Below are 24,193 nucleotides of genomic sequence, written 5' to 3'. Positions count from 1 at the left end.
TACTATGGGGCAAATAACAACACTAATACCAAACAAATCCTTGTAACTTTACAAATTCTTTACACTTATCGTCAACGCTTAAATTCCTTCTTCTGCTATTGATCGGTCTACCTGCAAAAACTCTATAGGTGCTCCATTATCCTCAATAAAAGCAACTATAACACCAGGACTTGGGCTATTAGGCTCAATAATCACATTTTTACCTTCAATTGCTTTATAAATATCGTAAGCGCCAAACCAATCACAGGTGTTTTTTAACGAACCAATCAGTGTAAAATAACTATGGCTCTATATCAGGGCAATTGCATATAAAAATACAACAAAATCAGTATAATAGAATAAAAAGCAACTGATATAGAGTGCAACATTGGTAAAAAATAGTACAGTTTTAGATCATTTTGAACAGTTAGATGATCCTCGAATGGAACGCCGTCGTCGTCATAAGCTCATTGATATTATTACTATTACGATTTGTGCTGCTTTATGCGGGGCAGATGACTGGGTCGCTATTGAGCGATTTGGTAACGCCAAAGAAGCATGGTTTAAGAGCTTTCTAGAGCTACCCAACGGAATACCCTCTCATGATACCTTTGGTCGTTTTTTCTCACGCCTTTGCCCTACATCGTTTCAAAGCTGCTTCATCCAATGGGTTCAGTCAATCACTGATAGCTTACCTGGCAAGTTGGTAGCCATTGATGGTAAAACGCTTAGACGATCATTTACTGAACCTGATAAGAAGAATGCTATTCACTTGGTTAATGCATGGTCAATAGAAAATAAGTTAGTGTTAGGTCAACTTAAGACTGATATAAAATCCAATGAAATTACCGCCATTCCTGAACTATTAGAAGCGATAGCGGTTAAAGGTGCTGTTGTATCAATAGATGCGATGGGGTGTCATAAAGCCATTGCTAAAAAAATTCGTGAAAAAGGGGCTCATTACTTGTTGGCAGTTAAAAATAACCAGCGTCGCTTATATTCTGCTATTCAAGAACAACTGTATTCTAAAAAAGCCAAAGTGTATCAACGTCCAGCTATTGACTTTCATTCTTCAGAAAAAGAACAGCATGGCCGTCATGAGATACGACGCTGCTGGGTTTATCACTCAGTGGCTAAACTACCTATAGCAACAGAGTGGATCGATTTAGCTGCTGTCATTAGGGTTGAGACAGAACGTACCTTGCAAGGCAAAAAATCAAAAGAACAACGCTATTATATTTCTAGCCAGCCCTTATCAGCAAAAGCTGTCAGTGAAATGATTCAACATCATTGGCAAATTGAGAACAGCCTACATTGGAGTTTGGATGTTGCATTTAGGGAAGATGATAGTCGAATTCGTATAGGTCATTCAGCAGAAAACATGTCTAGGATTAGGCAAATAGCCCTTAATATTCTTAAACAAGATGACACTTATAAAATTGGTATAAAAAATAAGAGGCTTTCTGCTGGTTGGGATCATGAGTATTTAATGAAGTTAATTTGCTCCGTGTAAATTTATATGCGATTGCCCTGGGCTCTATATGGATTCCTGGTGGAGTTATACTAATAACTCCACTAAGTCATTAAGCAAACTTTTCCCACGACGTCTTACGTTATATATGAACTCAAATAATGCTAAATAATAAGGCAATTTTTCCTGAGATATTCCACGATGAGGTCTTAGCCATGATCGTAATAGAGACCAGTAGCCTTCTATTGTATTAACGTGTACCTCATAAAAGCCATCACCATCTTCATCTCGAGCGTACTCGCCTTTTCCATGACAAACTGTCTTATGCTGGTAGCCCCAACTTTTTAGCCGTGAATAGATATTATACTCATCAGTGTGCATGAGCGTATCTGGACTAACAAACTGCTTAATTATGGGTTCTATGGTTTTTTGTTTGACATTATCTAACATCCGTATAATCACTTGCCCACCTCGTTGAACAAGTCCAAAGATAGGCGGCTTTTCTTTTTCTAATGTGCCTCGTCCACGAGCACCTCTTAATCGATTTCTTCGACCTTTACGGCCTTTTTTTAACTGCCTCAGGATTACCCTTGTGGCCGGCCACTACATAGACCTCATCAGCCTCTACTTCACCACTGAGTACAGCCATTGGAAGCCTAGAAAAAATACTTTCTCGTAGCTGGTTTGTCATCTTTTGAGCATCGTCTTTATTGATATCAAGTTCTTGAGCAATTTGACGATTGGATAGATTTAATCCCATAAAATAAAGACATAATATCCAGACTTTAACTGGCTGGTGATGTCCAGAAAAAACGGTGAGTGTTAGGTCATCAAAGGTACGACAACATGCCTTGCAGAGATAACGCTTCCTGGCTTTTTGTTTCTGGTGATAGCCTTTGCTTTCAACCTGCTGGGACTGGCAATGGGGGCAACTGACGCCATTGGGCCAACGAGTCTGACGAATGAACTGATAACACTGTTTGTCGTTTACTAGCTGCTTAATATTGATCATTTTTTGTATATTATCTAATGACAGCCTTCCAATGAGGTCAAATAATACCTCATTTGTGGTATTGTGCTCTACCCCCTAGAAATCCATATAGAGCCTAAAATTAAACCTGCAGAAATCACCGCCACTTTTATTGAGTTCCATAACCAGGTCAACACTGGGAATGGAGGCTGAGTGATAGAGCCATCAGCTTGGGTAAAAGGAACTCCCAAGGCAAGCGACCAATGCTCTAAAGTAAACTGACTAGGAAATAAGTCTCCTGTTGAGAAGTTACCTGTACGAAAAGAAATGGACACAACCATCAACAGAGGGAAAATGATCAGTGCAACAAAGCCACACAACCCAATATGGGATAACCACACCCGGTATTTTGTAGATTTTGCTTGTACAATCGCCATAATTAATTATCCCTCTAGCTTCGACAATTTAAGTTTTACTAAAGCTAATGCCCCCACTAATAGAAAAATAAGTGTGGCAATCGCAGCAGCCAAGCCAAAGTTTTGACCAGAATCCTGAAAAGCGATTCGATAGGTATAACTCACTAATAAATCGGTTGTCCCTGCCGGGGTGGTAGCACCAATGATATCTGGTCCACCATTTGTTAATAGGGAAATCAAGACAAAATTATTAAAGTTGAAAGCAAAACAGGCAATTAACAAAGGGGTTAATGGTTTAATAATCATAGGTAAGGTAATTTTAAATAAGTTATCCAGCGGTCCTGCCCCATCCATTGCAGAAGCTTCATATAAGTCTTTGGGAATAGACTGCAGTAACCCCATACACAACAGCATCATATAGGGGTAACCAAGCCAGGTATTGACTAATAAAATCATTGATTTGGCTAAAAGTGGCGATGTAAACCAATCAAGCTTAATCCCCAACAGTTGGAATAATATCAAGTTTATCTCACCGGCATTCTGATTAACTAAACAACCACCTACTAAAGTAGGTGGGTTAGTAATATGGACTGAAAGTCCGGATACGGGTCGAAGACCCGTTTTTTTTATCAGTCTTCAGTCCTAAAATTATCATCAATCCTCGGCTCAAAGTGATGTTCTAAATATTCTTTTATCATTTCTTCTGTTACATCTCCTGAAGTCACACAAAAATAACCTCTAGCCCAAAAATGTCGACCCCAGTATCTTTTCCTTAAATCAGGATAGCTTTCAAACAGTTTTGCCGACGTTCGACCTTTTACTCTTCGCATTATTTCGCTAGGAGCCATATTGGGTGGCGCTGAAACTAGCAGATGTACATGATCCTTACTAATGACACCCTTTAATATATCAATTTCAAAAGTATGGCATGTCTGTCGTATTAACTCTCGAGCCTTTAAACCAACATCACCTTTTAGCACTTGATAACGATATTTCGTTACAAATACAAAATGATACTGAATTTTGAAAACTGTATGGCTACCATATCTATAGTCCATCGCAATACCCCTACAGCATTATATAAGTAGACTCAGAGTATCATAGCTAAAGCTGACCGGCTAAAAGCCGGTGGTTTTAACCTTTCAGGTGACTAATAAACCTCTAAAAACCAGGATAGATATAAATGCTGGTACCGCATAAGGTAAAATCAACATTACCCGGTAAACGCCTTTGCCTTTAATTTGGTCCCATTGTAGTAAACTTGCTAGTAACAAGCCTACTAAAAAGGTAAACAACACACTTAATAAAGAAAATAAGAAAGTCCAAATAAAAATTTGAATGAATGGTTCTCGAACACTGTCATCAAACAGCACACTGGTATAGTTATCTAAGCCTATAGTTACTGTAAACCCTGGTGGGTAAACTTTACCCTGACTGGTTTCATAAAACCCGGTTTGCCAGTTAGGTGACAACTGTTCACCTGTTTGGTTATTTATTAATAAATCATTTTCAGCTAATTGATACAGAGATTTACTCGCAGCAAACTGGCGCAACCCCGTCATTGACAACAAAGCTCCATTCGGCAACTCTAGGGTTAATTGTTTTAATGACTTTTTTAGTTTAATGATATCTTTAATAGCTAATGGTGATTGGGCAGGAAGGGATTGGGCAGTATGTACACTTACTGTTTTTGGCTGGCCATCTAGCGTAACATGATTTGATAACCACTGCTGCTGACTATATGGATCAGTTAAAGCAATTTGTAACTGGTTGCCTTGTTTAAACACTTTAAATGAATAGCGTTGACTCTCATCAATATACCGCTGCTGTATGAAATAGTCCTGCACTTTATCAAGTGTTAGTAAATTATTGCCACTATAGTTAGTAAGACTAATGCCTACCGTATATAACAATGGGAAAATAATAAAACAGGTTATCCCTGCCACGGCAGGGAAAGCATAACGAAGACTATAAGCACGCTGACTAATAAATACATATAGCCCGCCACTGATTACAACAAGAAATAAAAGTGCTAACCCCATCTGCTGTTGGGCATATAATACCATTATTAAGTAGAGGCCAAAGGCCCCCATAAAACCAAATAAACCCTGCTTAAGCCATTGGTTATACTTTATTTTTTGAATAGGGGCCGAGGTCAATATTGTCAACATATTAATCTTTTACTGCTTTGTTTATTTCTTGTGGGTAATACGTTTAGCCGCATCATCTAAGGCTGCTTTCACCGATTGCCGACCAGAAGTAATATTAGTTAACGCAGGCTTCATTGCTGCCCAAAATGCACCCATTTCAGGTACACTTGGCATAGCTTCACCTAATTTGGCATTTTCAAATGTAGCTTTAATATTAGGGTCTTTGCTTAACTCAGCCATTAGCTGCTTATTCGCTACAGCACCGAGTGGTACATCCTTATTAATTGTTTTTAAGCCTTCAACTTTTAACATATACTGTTCAAGAAACTCAACAGCTAACTCTTTATTCGGGCTTGCTGCATTAATCGTAGCCGCTAACACGCCAGTAAAAGGCTTACCTTGTTTATTATTAATGCTGGGGATACTCGTCACACCAAAATCAATACTGCTTTTCTTTAAGTTACTCCATGACCAAGGTCCATTAATCATCATGGCAACTTCGCCTTTATTAAAGGCAGCATCCATTACCCCGTAGTCAATACCTTTTGCCATTACCCCTTCGTCAATCAGGCGCTTAATCATATTACCCGCAACAAGCGAACCTGCATTATTCACACCAGTGTCATTTACATTATAGCCAGAGGCTGTCTTTTTGAATGCATAACCACCATTACTGGCAAACAGCCCCCAAGAAAAATAGGTGTTATTATAGTCCCACATAATGGCTTTTTTATTTTGCTTTGCCAGTTGCTTATGTAATGTAAAAATGTCATCGAATGACTTAGGAGGAGAAGCAATTAATTGCTTATTATAAATTAGCCCAACCGCTTCTAACGCTATGGGATAGCCATATACGTTGCCATCAATAGTAACTGCATCCCAAGTAAAATCAGCAATGGATTGCTTGGTTTGTTTGCTAGGATTAATCGGCGCAATCAAACCACTCTTCGCCCATTCTCCAAAGCGGTCATGGGCCCATATAAAAATATCAGGTCCATTACCGGTGGCAGCAGCCTGCTGAAATTTATCGGTCGCTTTATCAGGATGAGCGACTTTTACCACTATTTCGGTATCTTTAGTAAAGCGATCTGCAACTTTTTGTAAACCTTTATAGCCTTTATCACCGTTAATCCAAATAACCAGCTTTCCTTCCTCAATGGCTGCTTGAGCTGTAGTAACACCACCCAGACTAATTAAAGTACCTACTGATAGACAACTTATTATTTTTGTAATCATGTAACTTCCCCTTTAATTATTTTTTTGGTTGTACTCGTTCGATAAAATATTGCCTTATATTTTTTATTCCTACTCGTTCAGCCTCTTCGACATAATTCAGTGCTTTACTCACATCACCCTGCTGTAATGCTTTATTAATAGCTTGTTCAAAGTAATGTTGAGTTTCAGGCTGAACTTGATGACTGGAAATTGGTTGCTTAACCACAGATTGTACTGCACTAGGTGTATAGAACTTGGGAATATAAGGTTTTTTCTCGTAAAAACTATTGCCTTCTTCCTCAACCATTAACTCGATATGCCCTGTAGGGGAATGTAACGCAATGGGATCGGGTATATCAGGTGGTTGGTTATACCTGGCTTTGGCAAATGCTTTTGCCGGATGCACTAAAGTCGTCTGCCCTTGCATTTGCTCTGCTGTTGTAAAAACCACTAAATACATTTCATTATACGGATTGCCTGGTTGGCTTCGATCAATACGAAAGGTGCCATCGATACTATCGGTTTTAAAACCCCAGGCAGGTCGGTAAATAAAGTCCTCATCAGCAAGAATGCGTGTTATACGAAATTCACTATCTAACAATAACACCGAAGGAGAATATACCGTTTTACCTGCTTTGCTATACAATTTAATCTGCATAGAGCGTTGATTAACGGGTAATTTATATGCCGCTAGATAGCTTTTACCCGTGTCAAACTCAAACACAGGTGAACCACTGTCAATTACAATATCTGTTGTTTTATTTGCTTCAAGTGGCTGATATTGCAAATTAGCGAGGGATGAACAACATGAAGATGCTGATTTTAGTGCTGTACTTACCTGACTGACCTGCTGCTGGGTTGCTTTACTAATAACAGCACTTGTCCAGCCTGTTATCGAGTAAACAATTAACACCGCACCTACAATAAATTGGATTTTATATTTGATTGCCATTGCTAGCCCCAGAATATTGGTTTTTTAGGACCCAACCTACACTACACACTGAGTATGTTAAGTACAGCAGGTTGGGCTTTTCATTTAATCGATTTGATTACCACCAGGCTTCTACTTGAAAGCCAACCGTTATGCCATCATCTTCACCATCATCGATTGACTCACTAGCGGCATTATATTTATCACCATCCCATTTAGCGTAAGTAGCGAATGCACGTACGACAGGTCGAGCCCAAAAATTATTGCCTGCTGACCACTGTTGGGCTAATGTGATTTTTCTGAGATCAACGGTATCTTTACTGCTATCTTGAGGTTTTACCCTGTCATAACCGACTTCAACTGCCGTACTCATCACATCATTCCATTTATAAACAGGGCGAACACCAAATGACATCCAGGTTTGTCCTTTGTCATCAGATAAATCTTTTTTCTCATAAATACCGACATACATACCTTCAATATTATCGGTAAGGTTCACCACCCCCTGGTTAACAATACGGTACATTTTGCCATTTTCGGCACGACTACCATTATGTCCAGTGCCTACCATGCCATCGGTTGCATACTGAAATGCTAGTTTATTAAAACCACCAAACCAGTCTGACTGTGTGTGCTGAGTCGTAAATAAATAACCTTTTTGATCATCGAAATTTAAATCATCCTGACGATCAGTTAAGTTGGCTCTACCGTAATCAAACCCAAATTCTAATGAGCCGCCTTCATTGACTTTTAATCCAGATAAACGAATATCAAAGGTATCATTTGCTACATTGGTACCAGACTGTGCACCTTCAGACATATAGTCTTCATCTGAATTACGCACCCAAGCGAGAGATAATTTACCAAAGCCAAGATCTATCCCTTCGATACCAGCACCAGGTCCTGATACATCCCAATAATAATAATCGTTGATATGTACATCATGACGTTGATAATAACGTTTACCAGCCCATAGGGTAGCGCCTGGCAAAGCATCAATGACATTTTCCCCTTTTACATACATTTGTCTTAATGAGCCTTTTCCTCCCCCAACGTCATCACTCCCATCTAATGGCTCCCAGTCATTGGCCTGATTAGACACATAAGCAATCATGGTATCAACATAAAAGCGCCTTCCACCTTCATTGTATAATTCCTGCCCCAAACCAATTTCTGCATAAGTTTCACATTCATTCCCTAACCGATACTTTGCACTAGCTCCCCTGGCTTTAAAACAGGCTTGATCCCCTCCCCCCAACGTCGTACCAATACCGGATCGAATATAGCCATGGAAATCAACCGCCAAGGCCTGCCCTGCAGAAACAGTCAATAATGATGCCGCTAGCCAGGTTGAGATGGGTTTAAGGTGAAAATATGAAACAACACTTTTATTATTACTTGACATGATAATTGGTACCTTCACAGCTTTTGCCGAATAATTAGCACCTACTACAGGCAAGGGTGCTTTTGATCTATAACGTATCCGTGTAGTAATGTCCGTTTTATGCATTACCTCGTAGCAAAGGCAAGTGTATTCATCATGACGACTCAAGTCATCTAATACATCCTCCCTTAGCTTATTATTGGGGGCGTAGAATAATGGCGTAGTGAATATCTTTAACAGGTACAGGGTGTTAATAAACTACCAATAAGTAATGATTAACTTCCTTGCAGATAATTTATCAACCTGTTAGGTTGACGAAATAGATAAGAATAATTAATGGGTAACCTCTAAAAAAGCACACTTATAGAGGTACCCTTATATATAAGTGGCCAATAAATACTCATTGATAGAGTATTGTAGTTTCGAGTAATACTATGACATACGAAGGCAACGACCCATTTATTTTATTGCCCTCAAAAATATCAGTGCCAGAAATCGCCAGTAAAATATTGGTTAGATCGTCACTTAACCAGTTACTGGCAAGCCATCACACGGCTAAATTAGTGTTAGTCCATGCACCTGCGGGGTATGGAAAAACCACCTTGACTAGCCATTGGCTGGCTGAATCTCCCGCTCCTGTTGCTTGGTACTCGCTTGATATAGCTGATAACGAACCTACCCGTTTTGCAGCCTATCTGTTAGCAAGTTTAAAGCAGGCTATAGACTGTAGTACACATACACTAGCTAGCGCCATGCGCGGACAAATTAATAATTTAGAGCTACTGTTTTCTCAATTATTTAGTGAGTTATCGCAACAACAGATCTCACCATTAACCCTGGTTTTAGATGACTACCACCTAATTAATAATGAGAAAATTCATCAGGGGATCAGCTTTCTAATTAAACATTTACCCAGTCAATGGCAAATAATTATTACTAGTCGCAGCATACCCCCACTGGGTATTAGTAATTTAAAATTAAAAGGTCAATTATTAGAATTAACGGCTGGCCAACTGGCTTTTTCACTGAGTGATACCCAACAATTTTTTGAGCAATATTTGCCCTTTCAGATCACATCAACCCAGGTGAGTGATTTATTACAACATGTGGAAGGCTGGCCACCTGCTCTACAACTAATGACGCTTTCTGCAGATAATGCAAAAGGTTTTTCTGACTTGGCTAATGCGCTCGCTCAGGGCCATGCCGTTATTTTGGACTATTTAGCCGAAGAAGTCTTAGCCCAGGTTTCTTCTGAACTTAAAGACTTTTTACTGCAAACCGCTATCCTTGAGCGCTTTAACCAGCAAATCGCCAGTACCTTGACAGGTTATCCCCACGCACAGGCTTTATTGGAACAAATAGAAAAGCGGGGGCTTTTTTTAATTCCCCAAGATAATTTACGTCAGTGGTACCGTTATCATCCTCTATTTGCCAACTTTCTGTGCCATCAACTGACTAAAGAAAAACCACAGCAAATTAATTCACTCCATTTAAAAGCCTGTGAAGCATGGAGCCAAGCAGGATACCCAGAAGAAGCGCTTAAACATGCCCAACAAGCTAATCATCTTGAGACAGTTGCCAAGCTTTTAGAACAACATGGCTGGTCTTTCTATCAACAGGGCCAGCTTCAACTGCTCCAGCAAGCACTTGCTAAACTGGCCGATAACGTAATCGCTAGCAGTGCTAGGTTAACCATGTTAGCGGCCTGGATTGCGCAGGGACAATATCAATACGCGCAAGTAGCGCTTCTTTTAAAACGGGCAGAAGCAATTCTCCCCCAGCAGTTAGAAGCCAGTCAGTGGCAAATTGTTGAAGGCGAATTTGCCACCGTGCAGGCTCAAGTGGCAATGAACCAAGACCACCCTGAGCAGGCGCATCAGCTTGCCGCTAAAGCATTAGCGCTATTACCAGAGAAGCGCCATAGGGCTAGAATTGCCGCACTATCGGCCCTGGGCGAAGCACAATTCTGCCAAGGCAAACTCACCAAAGCCCAGCAATTAATGGAAACAGTTGAAGAGCTGGCTCAACAACGTCAGGCGAGCCAAATCGTCCTTTGGACTTTATGCCAACAATCAGAAATTAGCGTCGCCCAAGGCTATCTGCAAAAAGCCTATCGTATTCAGGACAAAGCCATTCAATACGCCAATGAACACCAAGTGGCTCACCTGCCAACCATGGAGTTTATCCATCGGGCCCGTGCTCAGGTTTTATGGGAATGGCACAATTTGGCTGCCGCCGAAAAAAGTGCTTTGGAAGGCATTAATAGTTTAACTCAGCAAGATAAAAAGTGGTCTATGCAATGTTATGTGTTGCTTGCTAAAGTCGCATTAGCCCAAGGTGACCGATCGTTGTGTACTGATTATCTAGCCACTGTACAGCAGTTGTTGGAGAAAGAAACTTACCACCGCGACTGGCAAGCAAATGCTGAAGCGACCCTGCTTACTTATTGGCATGCAACAGATCAACAGGATCTTATTTATCAGTGGCAACAACAAACCCATGAAGTGTCATCTGCTACAAACCACTTTGTACAATGTCAGGCCAGGAACATCGCAAGAGCTGATATTTATTTAAAACACTATACAACAGCTATTGATTTACTTAATGATTTACAACAGCAAGCCATTCGTTATCAACTCGTTACTGACCAAAATCGTAACCATATTTGCCTCGCTCATGCTTATTGGCTTCAAGAACAGCGAGAGCAAGCATTAAACCATCTCCATCAAGCCCTTCAGCTAGCCAACACCACAGGCTTTATTGGCAGTTTTTTACGGTTAGGTAAACTGCTGGTTATCATGCTAAAAGCATTAATCAAAGAACAACCACTTGAGCCCCTTTCTCAACAGCGAGCAGAACGGTTAATTGAGTTATCCCGGCAACAGCCTAGTCTCAGTCAACAGAACAAGCTCTCTATTGATGAAGCAGTCATTGACGATATTTTATCGCAACCTAATGTACCGGAATTATTAAAAACCACCCCACTGACTAAACGGGAATGGCAAGTACTTAATCTGATTTATACAGGCTTAGGGAATGAGCAAATAGCTGATAAACTAGCTGTTGCTCACAGTACAATCAAAACCCATATTCGCAGCCTTTATCAGAAATTAAATGTCGCTAACCGGCAGGAAGCCAAAGCGCTGGCTGAGCAGCTACTACAGCCTATTTATACGCTTCGTGAATAATATTTAGGGGGATTCTCAGCGTTTCAATCGTACATTAGGTTAAGGTATGAAGTAGTAGGTTATTTTGCAGCTAAGGCATGGATGCCTTTTTAGCTCTAAAGGCCAAGGATGGCCTTGTAGAGCGGCGGAAAAATATCCTACTGCTTGATACCCTACCTACTTAGGAAGGTGTTGAAAATAAGTCTAGTGTCTGATACGGAATAACAGGATATTCTTATGCCGCTCTTGAAGTGCCATCCCTGGCCCATCAAGAACTAAAGCGACTTCCTTGTCGCAGCTACAGAACACCCTGTCACCCCATATCCGCTAGCTTTTGCGACAGCCTCTTAGGGTGAGCAGGCTTTATTTAAACAGTAGTAGAAACGATAATAAGCCCTGCACTTTCTCATCCCCCTAACTCCCCCCAAAAAAAGATTAGCTAGGAGGATGCCTAAAACAGCCTTTCAGCTCAAAATAGCATTAACTATACCCTTCGCGAATGATTCGCTTTGGCTAAATATTACTCCTATAAAAAAGAGCACATCATATGCAATCACAACAAGAATGGTGGCGTGGTGGGGTCATTTATCAAGTCTATCCACGTAGCTTTTTTGATTCCAATCAGGATGGTATCGGTGACTTAGCAGGCATTACCCAAAAAATGGATTATATTGCCAGTCTTCATGTCGATGCTATTTGGTTGTCGCCTTTTTTTACCTCACCGATGAAAGACTTTGGTTATGACATTGCCAACTACCGCGATGTTGATCCAATTTTTGGCACATTAGACGACTTTGATCAATTACTAAAAACAGCTCATAGTCATGGTCTAAAAGTCATTATTGATCAGGTCATGAGCCATACCTCTGATCAACACCCTTGGTTTAAAGAAAGTCGTCGCAGCATAGATAACCCTAAAACAGACTGGTATGTTTGGGCAGACCCAAAACCGGATGGCAGCCCACCCAATAACTGGCTATCTATTTTTGGTGGTTCTGCCTGGGCATGGGATAGCCGCCGCAGACAATATTACCTGCATAACTTTTTAGCGAGCCAGCCAGATTTAAACTTCCATAATCCACAAGTCGTAGAGCAAGTACTGGCAGATGCAGAATTCTGGTTAAAGCGCGGTGTTGATGGTTTTCGGTTAGATACCGCCAACTTTTACTTTCATGATGCTAAGTTAACAGATAACCCTGCCAACCCCAGGATTCAATCTGCCGGCATTGGTGTTAGACCTGATAATCCTTACGCTTACCAACAGCATATTTATGATAAGTCGCGTCCCGAAAACATTGAATTTCTAAAAAAACTAAGAGCATTATTAAATCGTTACCCGAATACAACGACTGTCGGTGAAATTGGCTGTGATCACTCCCTAAAAACCATGGCGGCTTATACATCCGGTAACGATAAATTACATATGGCCTACTCCTTCGACTTATTAACCGAGCAGTATAGCGCAGCATTTATTCGTCATACTGTTGAAAGTTTAGAAACTGAAATTACCGATGGTTGGCCTTGTTGGTCGATTGGTAATCATGATGTCACTCGGGTGCTCAGCCGTTGGTCCAAACAACAAGATGAAGCTAGCCAAGCAAAGCTTTATCTTGCATTATTAATGTCATTACGCGGCAGTATTTGTCTTTACCAAGGCGAAGAACTGGGGTTAACTGAAGCAGAACTCTCTTTTGAAGATTTACAAGACCCTTATGGCATTAACTTCTGGCCTGAGTTTAAAGGCAGAGATGGCTGTAGAACCCCAATGCCTTGGCAACAAGATCAAATTAATGCAGGATTCTCTCAAGTGAAGCCTTGGCTGCCTGTTCCAGCAGAGCATTATATAAAATCCGTTGATGGACAGATAAATGATCCTGACTCGCTTCTGTCAATTTATCGAAGCTTACTGGCATGGCGTAAACAGCAACCTGCTTTAGTAACTGGAACTATTCAGTTTTTACCTTCCCCACAAGATACACTGTTTTTTACTCGGGAAAATGAACATCAACAATTAATGGTTGCTTTTAACTTAAGTCGTCAAGAGCAAGAGATAACCATCGATAGTGCAAACTATAACCTACTAGATGTGCCTTATATATCAGGTAGTATGGATAATAATAAAATTCACTTACCACCCTATCAAGCCTGTTTTTTAGAAAGAAACACAGCAAATAATCATGGTGAAATATAATGGCTAGTATCACCTTACATAATATCTGTAAGCGTTATGGCAATGCCAATATTTCTAACAATATTAATCTGGATATAGCCGCTGGGGAGTTTGTCGTTTTTGTTGGGCCTTCAGGTTGTGGTAAATCTACATTACTCCGAATGATTGCAGGGCTTGAAGACATTACATCGGGTGATTTATATATTGGCGAACAGCATGTCAATCAGATACCACCCAAAGATCGTCCTGTGGGTATGGTATTTCAGTCATATGCGTTATACCCACATATGACAGTAGCAGATAATATGGCTTTCGGTCTAAAGCTTGCCAAAGCCAACCAATCAGTTACTCAGGAAAAAGTCAGTCAAGTGGCTCAAGCGTTACAGCTGGACAATTTATTAGCCCGAAAGCCTAAAGATTTATCGGGCGGTCAACGCCAGCGGGTCGCTATCGGTCGAACCATTGTGAGAGAACCAAAGGTTTTATTATTTGACGAGCCACTATCGAACTTAGATGCCTCATTACGAGTAAAAATGCGTATAGAGCTTTCTAAACTCCATAAACGATTGGGGGCAACTATGATTTATGTCACCCACGATCAAGTAGAAGCCATGACATTGGCTGATAAAATTGTGGTATTAGAAAATGGCAACGTCTCTCAAGTAGGCAAGCCGTTAGAACTTTATCATTACCCTAATAATCAATTTGTTGCTGGATTTATTGGCTCGCCACAAATGAACTTTATTCCCTGTAAAGTCATTGAGTCATCCTCAACAACCGTTGCCGTACAGTTTATAAATAATAAAACCCTTAATTTGCACCTGGATGGTACTCATATAAAAGCCGGTGAACATGCCACGCTTGGAATTCGCCCAGAACATATTTGCAATGCAGAAGAAGCAGATATTAGTTTCGATTGCAAAGTCAATGTTGTAGAACGCTTAGGTGATGAAACCATGGTTTATGGTGAGCTACCAGGCTTAGTTGACGAGTTTATTATTAGAACCCATGGTAATACCATCACCCAAGAAAATGATAATTATAACGTTGGCGTTAAAGCACAATGTTGCCATTTATTTAATCAACTAGGAGAAGCCTGTAAGCGGCTTTATCAAGAGCCAAGCTTGAGTTATCAATAAGAGCACAATTAAAGAAGCGTTTCATACTCATCCCTGGCAATAGCCCAGGGAGTATCCCCTCTTCGTAGCTCATACATGGCAACAGATGCCGATACAGCTACATTCAGGCTACCTACAGGTCCATATTGTGGAATTGTCACTACATGAGTGCACTTTTTTATAAAGCTAGCCGGTAATCCATCTGCCTCATTTCCCAAAATTAACGCCGTCTTTTCTGGAAACGTAAACTGATTTAACAGTGATGTCTGTTCAGCAATTTCAATAGCAACGGGTGTATAACTATTCGCCATACACCACTCAAACACATCATCAGGGTTTGGCAGGTGAATAATTTTTGCCTGCTTTTCCAGCTTTCTTGAAAAAGACTGGCTACCTTTTTTAAATTGCCAGGGCAGTTCATGGCCAATAAAAACAACCTCGCTGCCGCCATGAGCAACATGGCTGCGGACTATCATCCCTACATTTTGGGGACTATTTAATGAATGAAGAACAGTGCAAAAATCAGACATCATTAATAATCTACATATAATCCAGTGGTAATTCAGTTGTGTGCTTCATGGTTTCCATGACAAAACTGGCGCTTACGTCGTATAAATCGGCTTTAATTAACGCTTTATATAACTGGTCATAGCCTGCCATATCAGTAATTACAGCTTTGATTAAATAATCTAAATCACCACTAGTGCGGTATACCTCTAATACCTGAGGCAAATTATTCACCACTTTGCGAAACTGCTCAGACCACTTTTCATTGTGTTTATTTGTTCGCACAGCAATATAGGCAGTCAGTGGTAAATTGACTTGTTCTTGACTCAACAATGCAACCCGCCCACGAATCACACCATCTTGCTCTAGCTTTTGAATCCGCCGCCAACAGGCTGTTTTTGATAGCGCAACTCGTTCAGCCACCTCTCCTACTGACAAACTGGCATCTTGTTGCAAAATTTCTAGTATTGCCTTATCAAACTTATCCATTGTTCACATATCACCCAACCCAACAAAATAATTTTCCTATAATAAGCCATTTAGAGAAACTTTGTTCTACTGACAATCAATATCTATGGCAATTTAGCAACAATGTTCAGGCTAACCAGAACTATAATGCATATACTAAGAATATAATGGAATGAAAGGGCAGTCTTATGCAGCATCTGATCGAGAGCATCCGCCAAGCCGTGATTGGTGAACACCACCCCATTGAAACCCCGTTCGGACAAAAGCCTTTAGTCTACGCAGACTACACTGCTTCGGGACGTGCCTTAGATGTCATTGAACAGTTTATCCAGTATCAAGTGCTGCCCTATTATGCAAACACCCATACTGAAACCTCATTCACCGGCCGCCAAACGACAGCACTTAGAGAGCAGGCCAGACACATCATCCGGCAGGCTGTTAATGGACAGGAAGATGACCAGATTATTTTTTGTGGCTCTGGCGCGACCGCTGCCATCCATAAGTTGATTGATATTCTTAACTTACGCCTGCCTGCAGACTTGGATGAACAGTATCAATTCAGCAAGCAAATCCCTGACGATAAACGCCCAGTTGTATTTATTGGCCCTTACGAACACCACTCGAATGAACTGCCCTGGCGCGAGAGTATTGCTGAGCTAGTCTCTATCCCACTTGATGATGATGGCCAAATAGACTTAAGTGCTTTAGCCAATGCTTTGGAACAATATGCCCACCGCCCCTTAAAAATAGGCAGTTTTTCTGCTGCCTCTAATGTAACCGGTATTAAGTCAGACGTTGATGCCATTACCCAGTTACTCCATAAACATAACACCTACAGCTTTTGGGATTATGCCGCAGCAGCGCCTTATGTTGCTATTGATATGACTGGCGAAAAAAATAAGGACGGCGACAGCAGTAAAGATGCTGTATTTATTTCACCTCATAAATTCATTGGTGGCCCTGGTACACCCGGTATTTTAATTGTCAAAAAACACCTGCTCACTAATCGTGTACCTGCTGTGCCAGGTGGTGGAACCGTTGTTTATGTTACCCCAGAAGACCATCGTTTTATTGAAAACCCAGAACGACGGGAAGAAGGTGGCACCCCCGCCATTGTTGAGTCAATTCGTGCAGGTTTAGTCTTTAAACTGCAACAAACCATCGGTACCGACACCATTGAACAGCGCGAGCACCAATTTGTTCAACAAGCTATTCAGCGTTGGCAACAACATGAAGCTATTGAGATATTGGGTAATCCTGATGCCTCTCGCTTATCCATTATTTCTTTACAGATTAAATGGCAAGAAAAATACTTGCACTATGGATTTGTTGTCGCCCTGTTGAATGACTTATTTGGTATTCAAGCTCGCGGCGGCTGCTCTTGTGCAGGACCTTATGGCCACTCATTACTTGGTATGGATATGTCGTATAGCAAGGCCCTGGAGGCTGAGTTATTGAATGACCAGATGATTTTACGTCCAGGCTGGGTGAGGCTTAACTTCAACTATTTCATTGATCAAGGGACTTTTGATTATCTCGTTCGAGCCATTGAGCTTATTGCCACCCATGGTTGGCGACTACTGCCTTATTACCAGTTTGACTGCCAATCTGGCGTTTGGTTATACCAAGGCCAAAAACCCAAGCTGGCTGTCACCTTAGACTCACTGGATTTTACTAAAACCTCATCTAAACAAGGCCAAGTATATTGCCCTACTACCTTAAAAGATTGTTTAGCGACAGCAGAAACAGAATTAACCACCCCCTCTAAAGACGCAAAACAATACGCAATTGAGCTACCGCCTAGCGCTGAAAAGCTACGCTGGTTTGCCCTACCTCAAGATACAACGCAACAAACAATTAAGGACTAACTGTGGCTCTTGTCATTTCAGTGGGTATTTTAGTTGGGTTAATGCTTGGACTAACAGGGGCAGGTGGTTCTATTTTCGCTGTGCCTCTGCTTATTCTGCTGCTTAATTTCTCCCCAAATGATGCGATGGGGATTGCTCTGGGGACTGTCAGTATTAGCGCCATTGTGGGTATTTTAGCTAGGCTGCATAATCAACAAATTGCTTGGAAACCAGCCATTGTTCTGATCGTTTCAGGTACAGCATTAGCCCCTATTGGTCGCTGGTTTGGTAGTTTAATAGACCAGAGATTGCTATTAGTAGGATTCATTTTATTAGCCAGTTATATCGCTATCCGCATGTGGCAGCTATCTGGAGCAACTACTACAGAAACAACTACAAACAGCCAAGAGGCTAAGTCAGGCTCCATTAATCACTCAGTAACCAAACATTCTCCATTACTCTGGCTAGCAGGTGCAGTTGCAGGATTTTTATCTGGGCTATTTGGAGTAGGCGGTGGCTTTTTGAACGTGCCTATTCTTACCCTTCTGACAGGTATGAGCATGAAGCGAGCAGTAGACACGTCATTACTGGTTATAGCATTAGTCAGTACTACAGGCTTTGTATTCCATGTTAACTGGGTAGCAGAGGTATCTACTGAGTTACTAATCATCGTTACCACTGGCAGCGTAATTGGCATTCTTATGGGTACTGTCTTAACCCGGTATATTGCCAGTTACCAGCTACAAAAGTTATTTGCTGTATCGGTTCTTGGACTGATGGCGCTTTCTGTTCCCAAAGTATTAAGCTAAAAGAAAGGAGCAAAACATGTTATTTCGTCAACTATTCGATGAAGCAACCTGGACCTATACCTACTTGCTAGCCGAGCACGAGGGCGGTCAAGCGCTGTTAATTGATCCAGTAAGGGAGAAGGTTCCACAGTACCAACAGTTAATCAGAGAACTAAAGTTACAGCTTATATATGCCATTGATACTCATGTCCATGCTGATCATATTACTGCATTGGGCAAACTCCGTGAGCTATATGGCTGTGAGACTATCTTTGGAGAGAGAACTCAAGCCCAGTGTGCCAGCCATATGGTTAAAGAGGGTGAAATTATTTCCTTGGGTAATCTGCACCTAAAAACAATTTATACCCCAGGCCACACTGATGATTCCTACTGTTTTTTATTAACCAATGAAACACCACAGCTGTTATTTACAGGTGATACTCTGCTGATTAGAGGGACAGGTCGAACCGATTTTCAGCAAGGTGATGCTCGCCAACAATATGAAAGTTTGTTTAATAAACTACTTAAATTACCTGACTCAACCCTTGTTTATCCAGGCCATGATTACAAAGGCATGACAGTAAGTACCATCGGGGAAGAAAAGCGGTTTAACCCACGCTTGCAGGTAAGCAATGCTAAGGAGTACTGTGAAATCATGGACAACCTGAACCTACCTAACCCTAAATTAATGGATGTTGCAGTCCCTGCTAATTTAGGTTGTGGCTTATAGTGCCCTTTTTCTTAGGTTTTAGATGGATCGTCTGTTAGTGGTTGACGGTATTGCTATACAAGGCAGGAGATGTGTGGTCTAGTGATCAACTAACAATATAATGATGAGAAATATAAGTAAAAAACATTGACTTGCCAATAGGGTTGTTTATAATTCACTCAGCTTGAAAGTACGGCGTTAATTTATGTTCAATTTTCACGATGTTCCTTTTGTAGTGCCTCGTTAGTTTGTCATAAGTCACACCTAAATTTCTCTGCTACACTGTCTTATACCTCTCTCCTAGAGGGTAAGGTTTAAGAAATTAGATTAATTTAATTGTTTAAAGAAAGATCCATATTATGTCTGATAGAAAAAACGGCACTGTAAAATGGTTTAACGAATCTAAAGGCTTTGGTTTTCTAGAGCAGCAATCTGGTCCAGATGTCTTTGTTCACTACAGTGCAATTCAATCTCAAGGCTTTAAGTCTTTGGCTGAAGGTCAACAAGTTGAATTTACTGTCACGCAAGGCCCTAAAGGCCCACAAGCAGAGAACGTAGTTCCTTTATAAGCAACTCTTATAATTGATACTTCTGTTCAGGACAGTGCTTAACTTGAGCACTGTCCTCGCACTTCATATCACTAACTTCTCAATACTCTCTCCTACATCCCTTTCAGTAATCACATCTAAAAGCCACATCAACTTCCTGACCTTTTAATCAACTTTTTTGCATTCCATCAATCTGTTGCCCATAAAAAAAAGCCAGCAATCACTGTGCTGACTTTTCATCCAAGGTTAATTGGTATTACTTTTTATTCAAGCCATTATGTAGCGACTTTAGTAATGTCGACTCCTGATCATCTTGACCTAAATGCCAAAACATCACGCCAGCCAACTTCTCTTGTTTGATGTAATCCGTTTTATATTTCATTGACTCCTTATCATCATAGGTAACAAACAGATTATGCTTGGCATTATGTAACCAAGGCGCTTTGGCTTCAGCGTGAAAATGACGTTTATAGCCAAAGTCACCTGCTAGCATTTTTTTAATATCAGCATAAGTGGCTATACGGGGCTCATTACGTTCAACACACTTATCACAGCCCACTAACCAAGTTGGATCACCACGGTAGGGGTCACCTTTTTGGGTATTAAAGGTTTGATATAGCCCATAGTTACCAGTACCTGCTTTTCTAAATGCGCGCCCATAAAAAGGTACACCCATTACAACCTTATTACGTGGTACCTTCATTATTAAGTGCTGCTTAACCGCTGCATCAGCGGTTAAAGCAAATGGACTTGGAAATAGCTTTTTAATCTCTTCCCAAGTTTTTGGTGGATTAAACTGTACTTCACGTAATGCATTATAAAATTTCGGTTCATCCTTAGCACCATATAAGTGAGCATGGAAATTGGTTTTAGTCACCCCTTGCCAAGGCCCATTAAAGTCATAGGTCATAAGGTTAATGTAGTCTAATGGCTCAACCACTTTATCCAATAAGTGATAGTAACGAGACATAAAGAAAGCACCACCCGCACCTGCAATGGTTAGCTGATAGTCAGATTGACTCGCTTTTTCTGCCTGATTAATTTGTTTACGAAATTCCTTCAACAACGCCACGAAATTGTTAGCATCCTGCTTTCTTGGGTATTCCCAGTCTAAATCAACACCATCAAACCCATGCTTTTTCATAAAAGCAATACAGGATCTGGCAAACTCAGCTCTTGTTACCGGGGTACTGGCTGCATCCCTAAACCGGTTAGCAGTTGGGCTGGCATCATTGGAAAAAGCCCAACCACCCACTGAAAACATCAGTTTCAGGTTCGCATTATATTGTTTAAGGTTCGTCAACAATTGAAATACTTCTGCTGACTTTTGCTCATTAGCTCCTTTTAATAAGTCACACTGACCTTTGTCGTTAATACCAATAAATGCATAGTTAATATGGGTAAGCATTTTAGCTTTTTCCGGTGAAATATTACTCACAGGGAAATCAACAGCAGGATATTTATTAATTTCATCTGGCCCCAACATGTAGTAACCAATCACCGCATACTTACCACTCGTGTTGGGTGACCCATCATCAGGATTCGGCTTATCTGGATCTGGTTTATCCGGATCTGGCTGCCCTGGATCAGGGTCAGGATTAGGTTTATCTGGGTCAGGACTGCCATCCACTCGCGTCCATGGACCCCATTGGTCTTTTCCTGGCTCATCACCACGGGTCCACCATTTCGCTTCATAAACAACCTGATTATATTTAACCCGATTACCTTTGATATAAGTAGCTGTAGCGCTCCAATCTTTTATATCTCCCGTATCTGGCTTATCAGAATCATCAGGATCTGGAGCTGGGTTTGGTTTATCGTTATCATCTGGCTTGTCATTATCATCAGGAGTCGGCTTAGGATCAGGGGTTGGCTTTGGTTTATCATCATCGGGTTGCCCCGTTAGCAGCTTCCATGGCCCCCACTGCCCCTTACCGGGTTGATCACCACGAGTCCACCATTTAGCCTGATAGGGTTTACCTTGATAGCGCACCTTATCTCCTGAGGTATACACTTTAGACGCATTCCACTCAGCTATGCCATCATCATCTGGATCAGGGGTTGGTGGCTTAGGTTTATCATCATCACCTGGATCAGGGTTTGGTGTAGGTGGCTTCGGCTTATCAGGGTCAGGTTTAGGTGGCGCAGGTGGTTTTCCATCTGAATTTAAGCCTTCATGCATCGCATTGAGAATTTGCCCATTATCTGCGTCGATTTCCCAAGCAAACAGACCTTTCAACTGTTTGCTTAATGCATAGGCGCCTTTTGCTTTAACTGAACGGGGATTATCATAGGTTATTAAGGTACCTTTATCAGCATTCCATACATAAGGTGCTTGTGCTTTTTCATCATAGTAATATTTAAAACCGTTAATGCCCTGACCATTGACTCCACCTAAGTAGTATTTTTCAATCCCTTTATAATCAATTACTCCATTTTCCCAAGTACCTTGCTGGGTATTTTTAGGTAGCGGGCCACCCCCTTTACCTGTAAATGGGTTATCAGGAAGGCTCCCATTTACACCTTTCCAGCCTCGGCCATACATAGCAACACCCATGACAATTTTATCTGAGGGAAAACCGGCCTTAATAATATTATTAACTGCATCATGACCGTTGTATTGCGGTACTTTTTCATGGTCAGCTGCGTAAATTCCCGCATGATGTCCCAATGTATTATCCCAGCCCCCATAAAAGTCATAGGTCATGGCAAACACATAATCCATGTATTGAGAAACCTGAGAATAATCAATACTGGCTATTTTTTTAGGCCCTGCCGATACTGCCGCAGTTAATAAATATTGACGTCCAGTTTGCTGGCTTAAATTATCCAAAGCTGCCCGTAGCTCTTGCATCAGCGCCGTAAAACCCTGCTTATCTTCTGGTTTACCTAAATCAGGGTTAGCGCCGGGTTGCCCTGGAAACTCCCAGTCTATATCCAAACCATCAAAAAAATCATACTTCTTGATAAAGTCTACTGCTGACTGAACAAACTTAGCACGCTTTTGTGGGTCATTCGCTAAATAATAAAATGGATCCGATAATGTCCATCCACCCAATGAAGGCAGTATTTTAATATGAGGGTTTGCAGCTTTCATGTTGGCTAACTGATTAAAGTTACCTTTAATCGGCTGATCCCATTTATCGCCAGGGTAGCTTTTTTCTAAAGCGGCAAATCGATCATGAATAGTAACGGTATAATCTTCTTGATCACTACACTCACGTTGTAGTGCACTATATCCTTGAGGGTTTGCTTTTTTTAGTGACTCATTAGGGCCACAAACTGCAATAAAGCCATATAATACATGAGTGAGTTTTTCTGCTGGTATATCTTTTACGTGAAAGTTGCGTCCATATATACCCCATTCAGCAAAATAGGCAGCCACAACTTTATCATCAGCAAGATTGTGACCATCAATAGGGGTCGCAAAAGATATTTCAGCTAAAGACAGACCTAAACCAAGCGTTATACTTAAACTCAGAGTCTTAGGTAGCAGATGTCGAAAAGACCGTCTGTTCATTTATGCCTCCACAGGCTTAAAAACGTAATTTATGTAAAAAAATAACGTGTTGTACTAGCTTAAGCAGCTTCCGGCTTGCTTCTTAGCAGCCAGCAAAAATAAGGATTAAAAAGCTATCAGACAAACCTAATGACAAACACCAAGCCAGCTTTTAATATTTCATAAAATGAGTGGGTTAAATAATTACAATTGGCAACATAGTGTTTTTAACACATCTCAGCCTAAGCATTTCAAAATTTATTTAAGCAACACTTAAAAAATAGGATAAAGACTTAAAAAACGATGAAACATTGCTGTCATAAGCCGCCTTTATACACAAGACAAAGCGATATGCACTCACAGCAAAAGATATTTAAGCAAATCCACTTAAGCCTACTATTACAACCTACATCTATTTTAAGCGTAGCAAAAGAATATAAAATGCCACCAATACAGTTCACATATTTCTGTGAACAATAAACGACAAAAGTAGTAAATATTTAAAATGGTGAACTCAAACAACACCAATTAAGGCCCAAACACAAAGCTTTATTAAAATAATTCAAGCGCATCTCAGCAACCAGGCGATTGCGATATTTGTCCAACAAACACCGCTCAACTCACTTCAAAAAAAGCATAACCATAAAACAATTAAAAAAGAAGTAGTTAACTTATTTTATGAAGAGATAACTAGTGACCACATCTTTAAAGCCATTTATTTTCCGGAAAGGCGCTTTTGCTAGTATCTAGAGGCTACGTCAAGAAAAAGAAGATAACTAAAGAATAAAGAAGACGTCGTTACATCATCTTAAACATGGACCACCAAGCAATAGGGAATATTTTTGAAGGTTTGTGA

19 protein-coding genes and 1 pseudogene are annotated in these 24,193 nt (G+C 40.7%); 8 read left to right on the top strand and 12 right to left on the bottom strand.

The genetic code is table 11. The annotated features are described in order from the left end of the window. Positions 1-367: 367 nt before the first annotated feature. The gene (locus tag OQE68_RS19585; protein WP_219340303.1) at positions 368-1,492 is read left to right on the top strand and encodes an ISAs1 family transposase; all 1,125 of its coding nucleotides are present in this window, start codon (positions 368-370) and stop codon (positions 1,490-1,492) included. Between the two features lie 45 nt (positions 1,493-1,537). Here the strand turns inward: OQE68_RS19585 and OQE68_RS19580 are convergent, their stop codons facing one another. The 9 genes and pseudogenes from OQE68_RS19580 to OQE68_RS19540 all read right to left on the bottom strand — a co-directional run bounded on the left by OQE68_RS19580 (position 1,538) and on the right by OQE68_RS19540 (position 8,537). Next, complete coding sequence (locus OQE68_RS19580) at positions 1,538-2,032, bottom strand: IS1595 family transposase (protein ID WP_266195897.1); 495 nt, start codon at positions 2,030-2,032, stop codon at positions 1,538-1,540. After that, a complete protein-coding gene (locus OQE68_RS19575) occupies positions 2,007-2,462 on the bottom strand; it encodes a transposase (RefSeq protein ID WP_266195780.1) in 456 nt (151 codons plus the stop codon). The genes OQE68_RS19580 and OQE68_RS19575 overlap by 26 nt, the downstream gene beginning before the upstream one ends. A gap of 68 nt (positions 2,463-2,530) precedes the next feature. Continuing rightward, positions 2,531-2,857 (bottom strand): ABC transporter permease, encoded by a 327-nt coding sequence (locus OQE68_RS19570; RefSeq protein ID WP_219340314.1) that lies wholly within the window; start codon positions 2,855-2,857, stop codon positions 2,531-2,533. A gap of 6 nt (positions 2,858-2,863) precedes the next feature. Further along, positions 2,864-3,388 (bottom strand): annotated as a pseudogene (locus OQE68_RS19565) (ABC transporter permease subunit); the annotation flags it as partial. 77 nt (positions 3,389-3,465) lie between these two features. Continuing rightward, on the bottom strand, positions 3,466-3,894 hold the full coding sequence (tnpA, locus tag OQE68_RS19560; protein WP_180572236.1) for an IS200/IS605 family transposase: 429 nt from the start codon (positions 3,892-3,894) through the stop codon (positions 3,466-3,468). 84 nt (positions 3,895-3,978) lie between these two features. Beyond that, positions 3,979-5,007: a hypothetical protein gene (locus tag OQE68_RS19555; protein ID WP_180570610.1), complete on the bottom strand. Its 1,029-nt coding sequence runs from the start codon at positions 5,005-5,007 to the stop codon at positions 3,979-3,981. A 21-nt stretch (positions 5,008-5,028) separates the two neighbouring features. After that, positions 5,029-6,222, bottom strand: coding sequence for a maltose/maltodextrin ABC transporter substrate-binding protein MalE (gene malE, locus OQE68_RS19550; protein ID WP_180570611.1), 1,194 nt, complete (start codon positions 6,220-6,222; stop codon positions 5,029-5,031). A 16-nt stretch (positions 6,223-6,238) separates the two neighbouring features. Next, positions 6,239-7,153 carry a MalM family protein gene (locus tag OQE68_RS19545; RefSeq protein WP_180570612.1) on the bottom strand — a complete coding sequence of 305 codons (915 nt, stop codon included), beginning with the start codon at positions 7,151-7,153 and terminating at the stop codon, positions 6,239-6,241. 97 nt (positions 7,154-7,250) lie between these two features. Further along, positions 7,251-8,537, bottom strand: a complete 1,287-nt coding sequence (locus tag OQE68_RS19540) for a maltoporin (protein WP_180570613.1) — start codon at positions 8,535-8,537, stop codon at positions 7,251-7,253. A 413-nt stretch (positions 8,538-8,950) separates the two neighbouring features. Here OQE68_RS19540 and malT point away from each other — a divergent pair, with 413 nt between their 5' ends. The 3 genes from malT (at position 8,951) to malK (ending at position 14,992) form a co-directional block, all read left to right on the top strand. Further along, on the top strand, positions 8,951-11,704 hold the full coding sequence (gene malT / locus OQE68_RS19535) for an HTH-type transcriptional regulator MalT (protein WP_180570614.1): 2,754 nt from the start codon (positions 8,951-8,953) through the stop codon (positions 11,702-11,704). Between the two features lie 526 nt (positions 11,705-12,230). After that, positions 12,231-13,874, top strand: a complete 1,644-nt coding sequence (locus OQE68_RS19530) for an alpha-glucosidase (protein WP_180570615.1) — start codon at positions 12,231-12,233, stop codon at positions 13,872-13,874. Further along, a complete protein-coding gene (gene malK, locus OQE68_RS19525; protein WP_180570616.1) occupies positions 13,874-14,992 on the top strand; it encodes a maltose/maltodextrin ABC transporter ATP-binding protein MalK in 1,119 nt (372 codons plus the stop codon). Before OQE68_RS19530 ends, malK begins: the two co-directional genes overlap by 1 nt. 8 nt (positions 14,993-15,000) lie before the next feature. Here the strand turns inward: malK and OQE68_RS19520 are convergent, their stop codons facing one another. Together OQE68_RS19520 and OQE68_RS19515 are read right to left on the bottom strand one after the other, a co-directional pair. Continuing rightward, complete coding sequence (locus OQE68_RS19520; RefSeq protein WP_180570617.1) at positions 15,001-15,504, bottom strand: TrmH family RNA methyltransferase; 504 nt, start codon at positions 15,502-15,504, stop codon at positions 15,001-15,003. A gap of 7 nt (positions 15,505-15,511) precedes the next feature. Then, positions 15,512-15,967 carry an Lrp/AsnC family transcriptional regulator gene (locus OQE68_RS19515; protein ID WP_180570618.1) on the bottom strand — a complete coding sequence of 152 codons (456 nt, stop codon included), beginning with the start codon at positions 15,965-15,967 and terminating at the stop codon, positions 15,512-15,514. Positions 15,968-16,134: 167 nt separating this feature from the next. Between OQE68_RS19515 and OQE68_RS19510 the strand changes: the two genes are divergently transcribed. From OQE68_RS19510 to OQE68_RS19495, 4 genes are all read left to right on the top strand, one after another. Continuing rightward, a complete protein-coding gene (locus tag OQE68_RS19510; protein ID WP_180570619.1) occupies positions 16,135-17,814 on the top strand; it encodes an aminotransferase class V-fold PLP-dependent enzyme in 1,680 nt (559 codons plus the stop codon). Between the two features lie 2 nt (positions 17,815-17,816). After that, complete coding sequence (locus tag OQE68_RS19505) at positions 17,817-18,602, top strand: sulfite exporter TauE/SafE family protein (protein WP_180570620.1); 786 nt, start codon at positions 17,817-17,819, stop codon at positions 18,600-18,602. Positions 18,603-18,618: 16 nt separating this feature from the next. After that, the gene (locus OQE68_RS19500; protein ID WP_180570621.1) at positions 18,619-19,311 is read left to right on the top strand and encodes an MBL fold metallo-hydrolase; all 693 of its coding nucleotides are present in this window, start codon (positions 18,619-18,621) and stop codon (positions 19,309-19,311) included. A 338-nt stretch (positions 19,312-19,649) separates the two neighbouring features. Further along, positions 19,650-19,859, top strand: a complete 210-nt coding sequence (locus tag OQE68_RS19495; RefSeq protein WP_180570622.1) for a cold-shock protein — start codon at positions 19,650-19,652, stop codon at positions 19,857-19,859. A 235-nt stretch (positions 19,860-20,094) separates the two neighbouring features. Here OQE68_RS19495 and OQE68_RS30580 read toward each other — a convergent pair whose 3' ends face one another. After that, on the bottom strand, positions 20,095-23,358 hold the full coding sequence (locus OQE68_RS30580) for a glycosyl hydrolase family 18 protein (protein WP_180570623.1): 3,264 nt from the start codon (positions 23,356-23,358) through the stop codon (positions 20,095-20,097). Positions 23,359-24,193 lie beyond the last annotated feature (835 nt).

The organism is Spartinivicinus marinus (genome assembly GCF_026309355.1).
GTDB lineage: Bacteria > Pseudomonadota > Gammaproteobacteria > Pseudomonadales > Zooshikellaceae > Spartinivicinus > Spartinivicinus marinus.
Note: the sequence above shows the minus strand (reverse complement) of the source record. Positions and strands in the feature narration are given on the sequence as shown.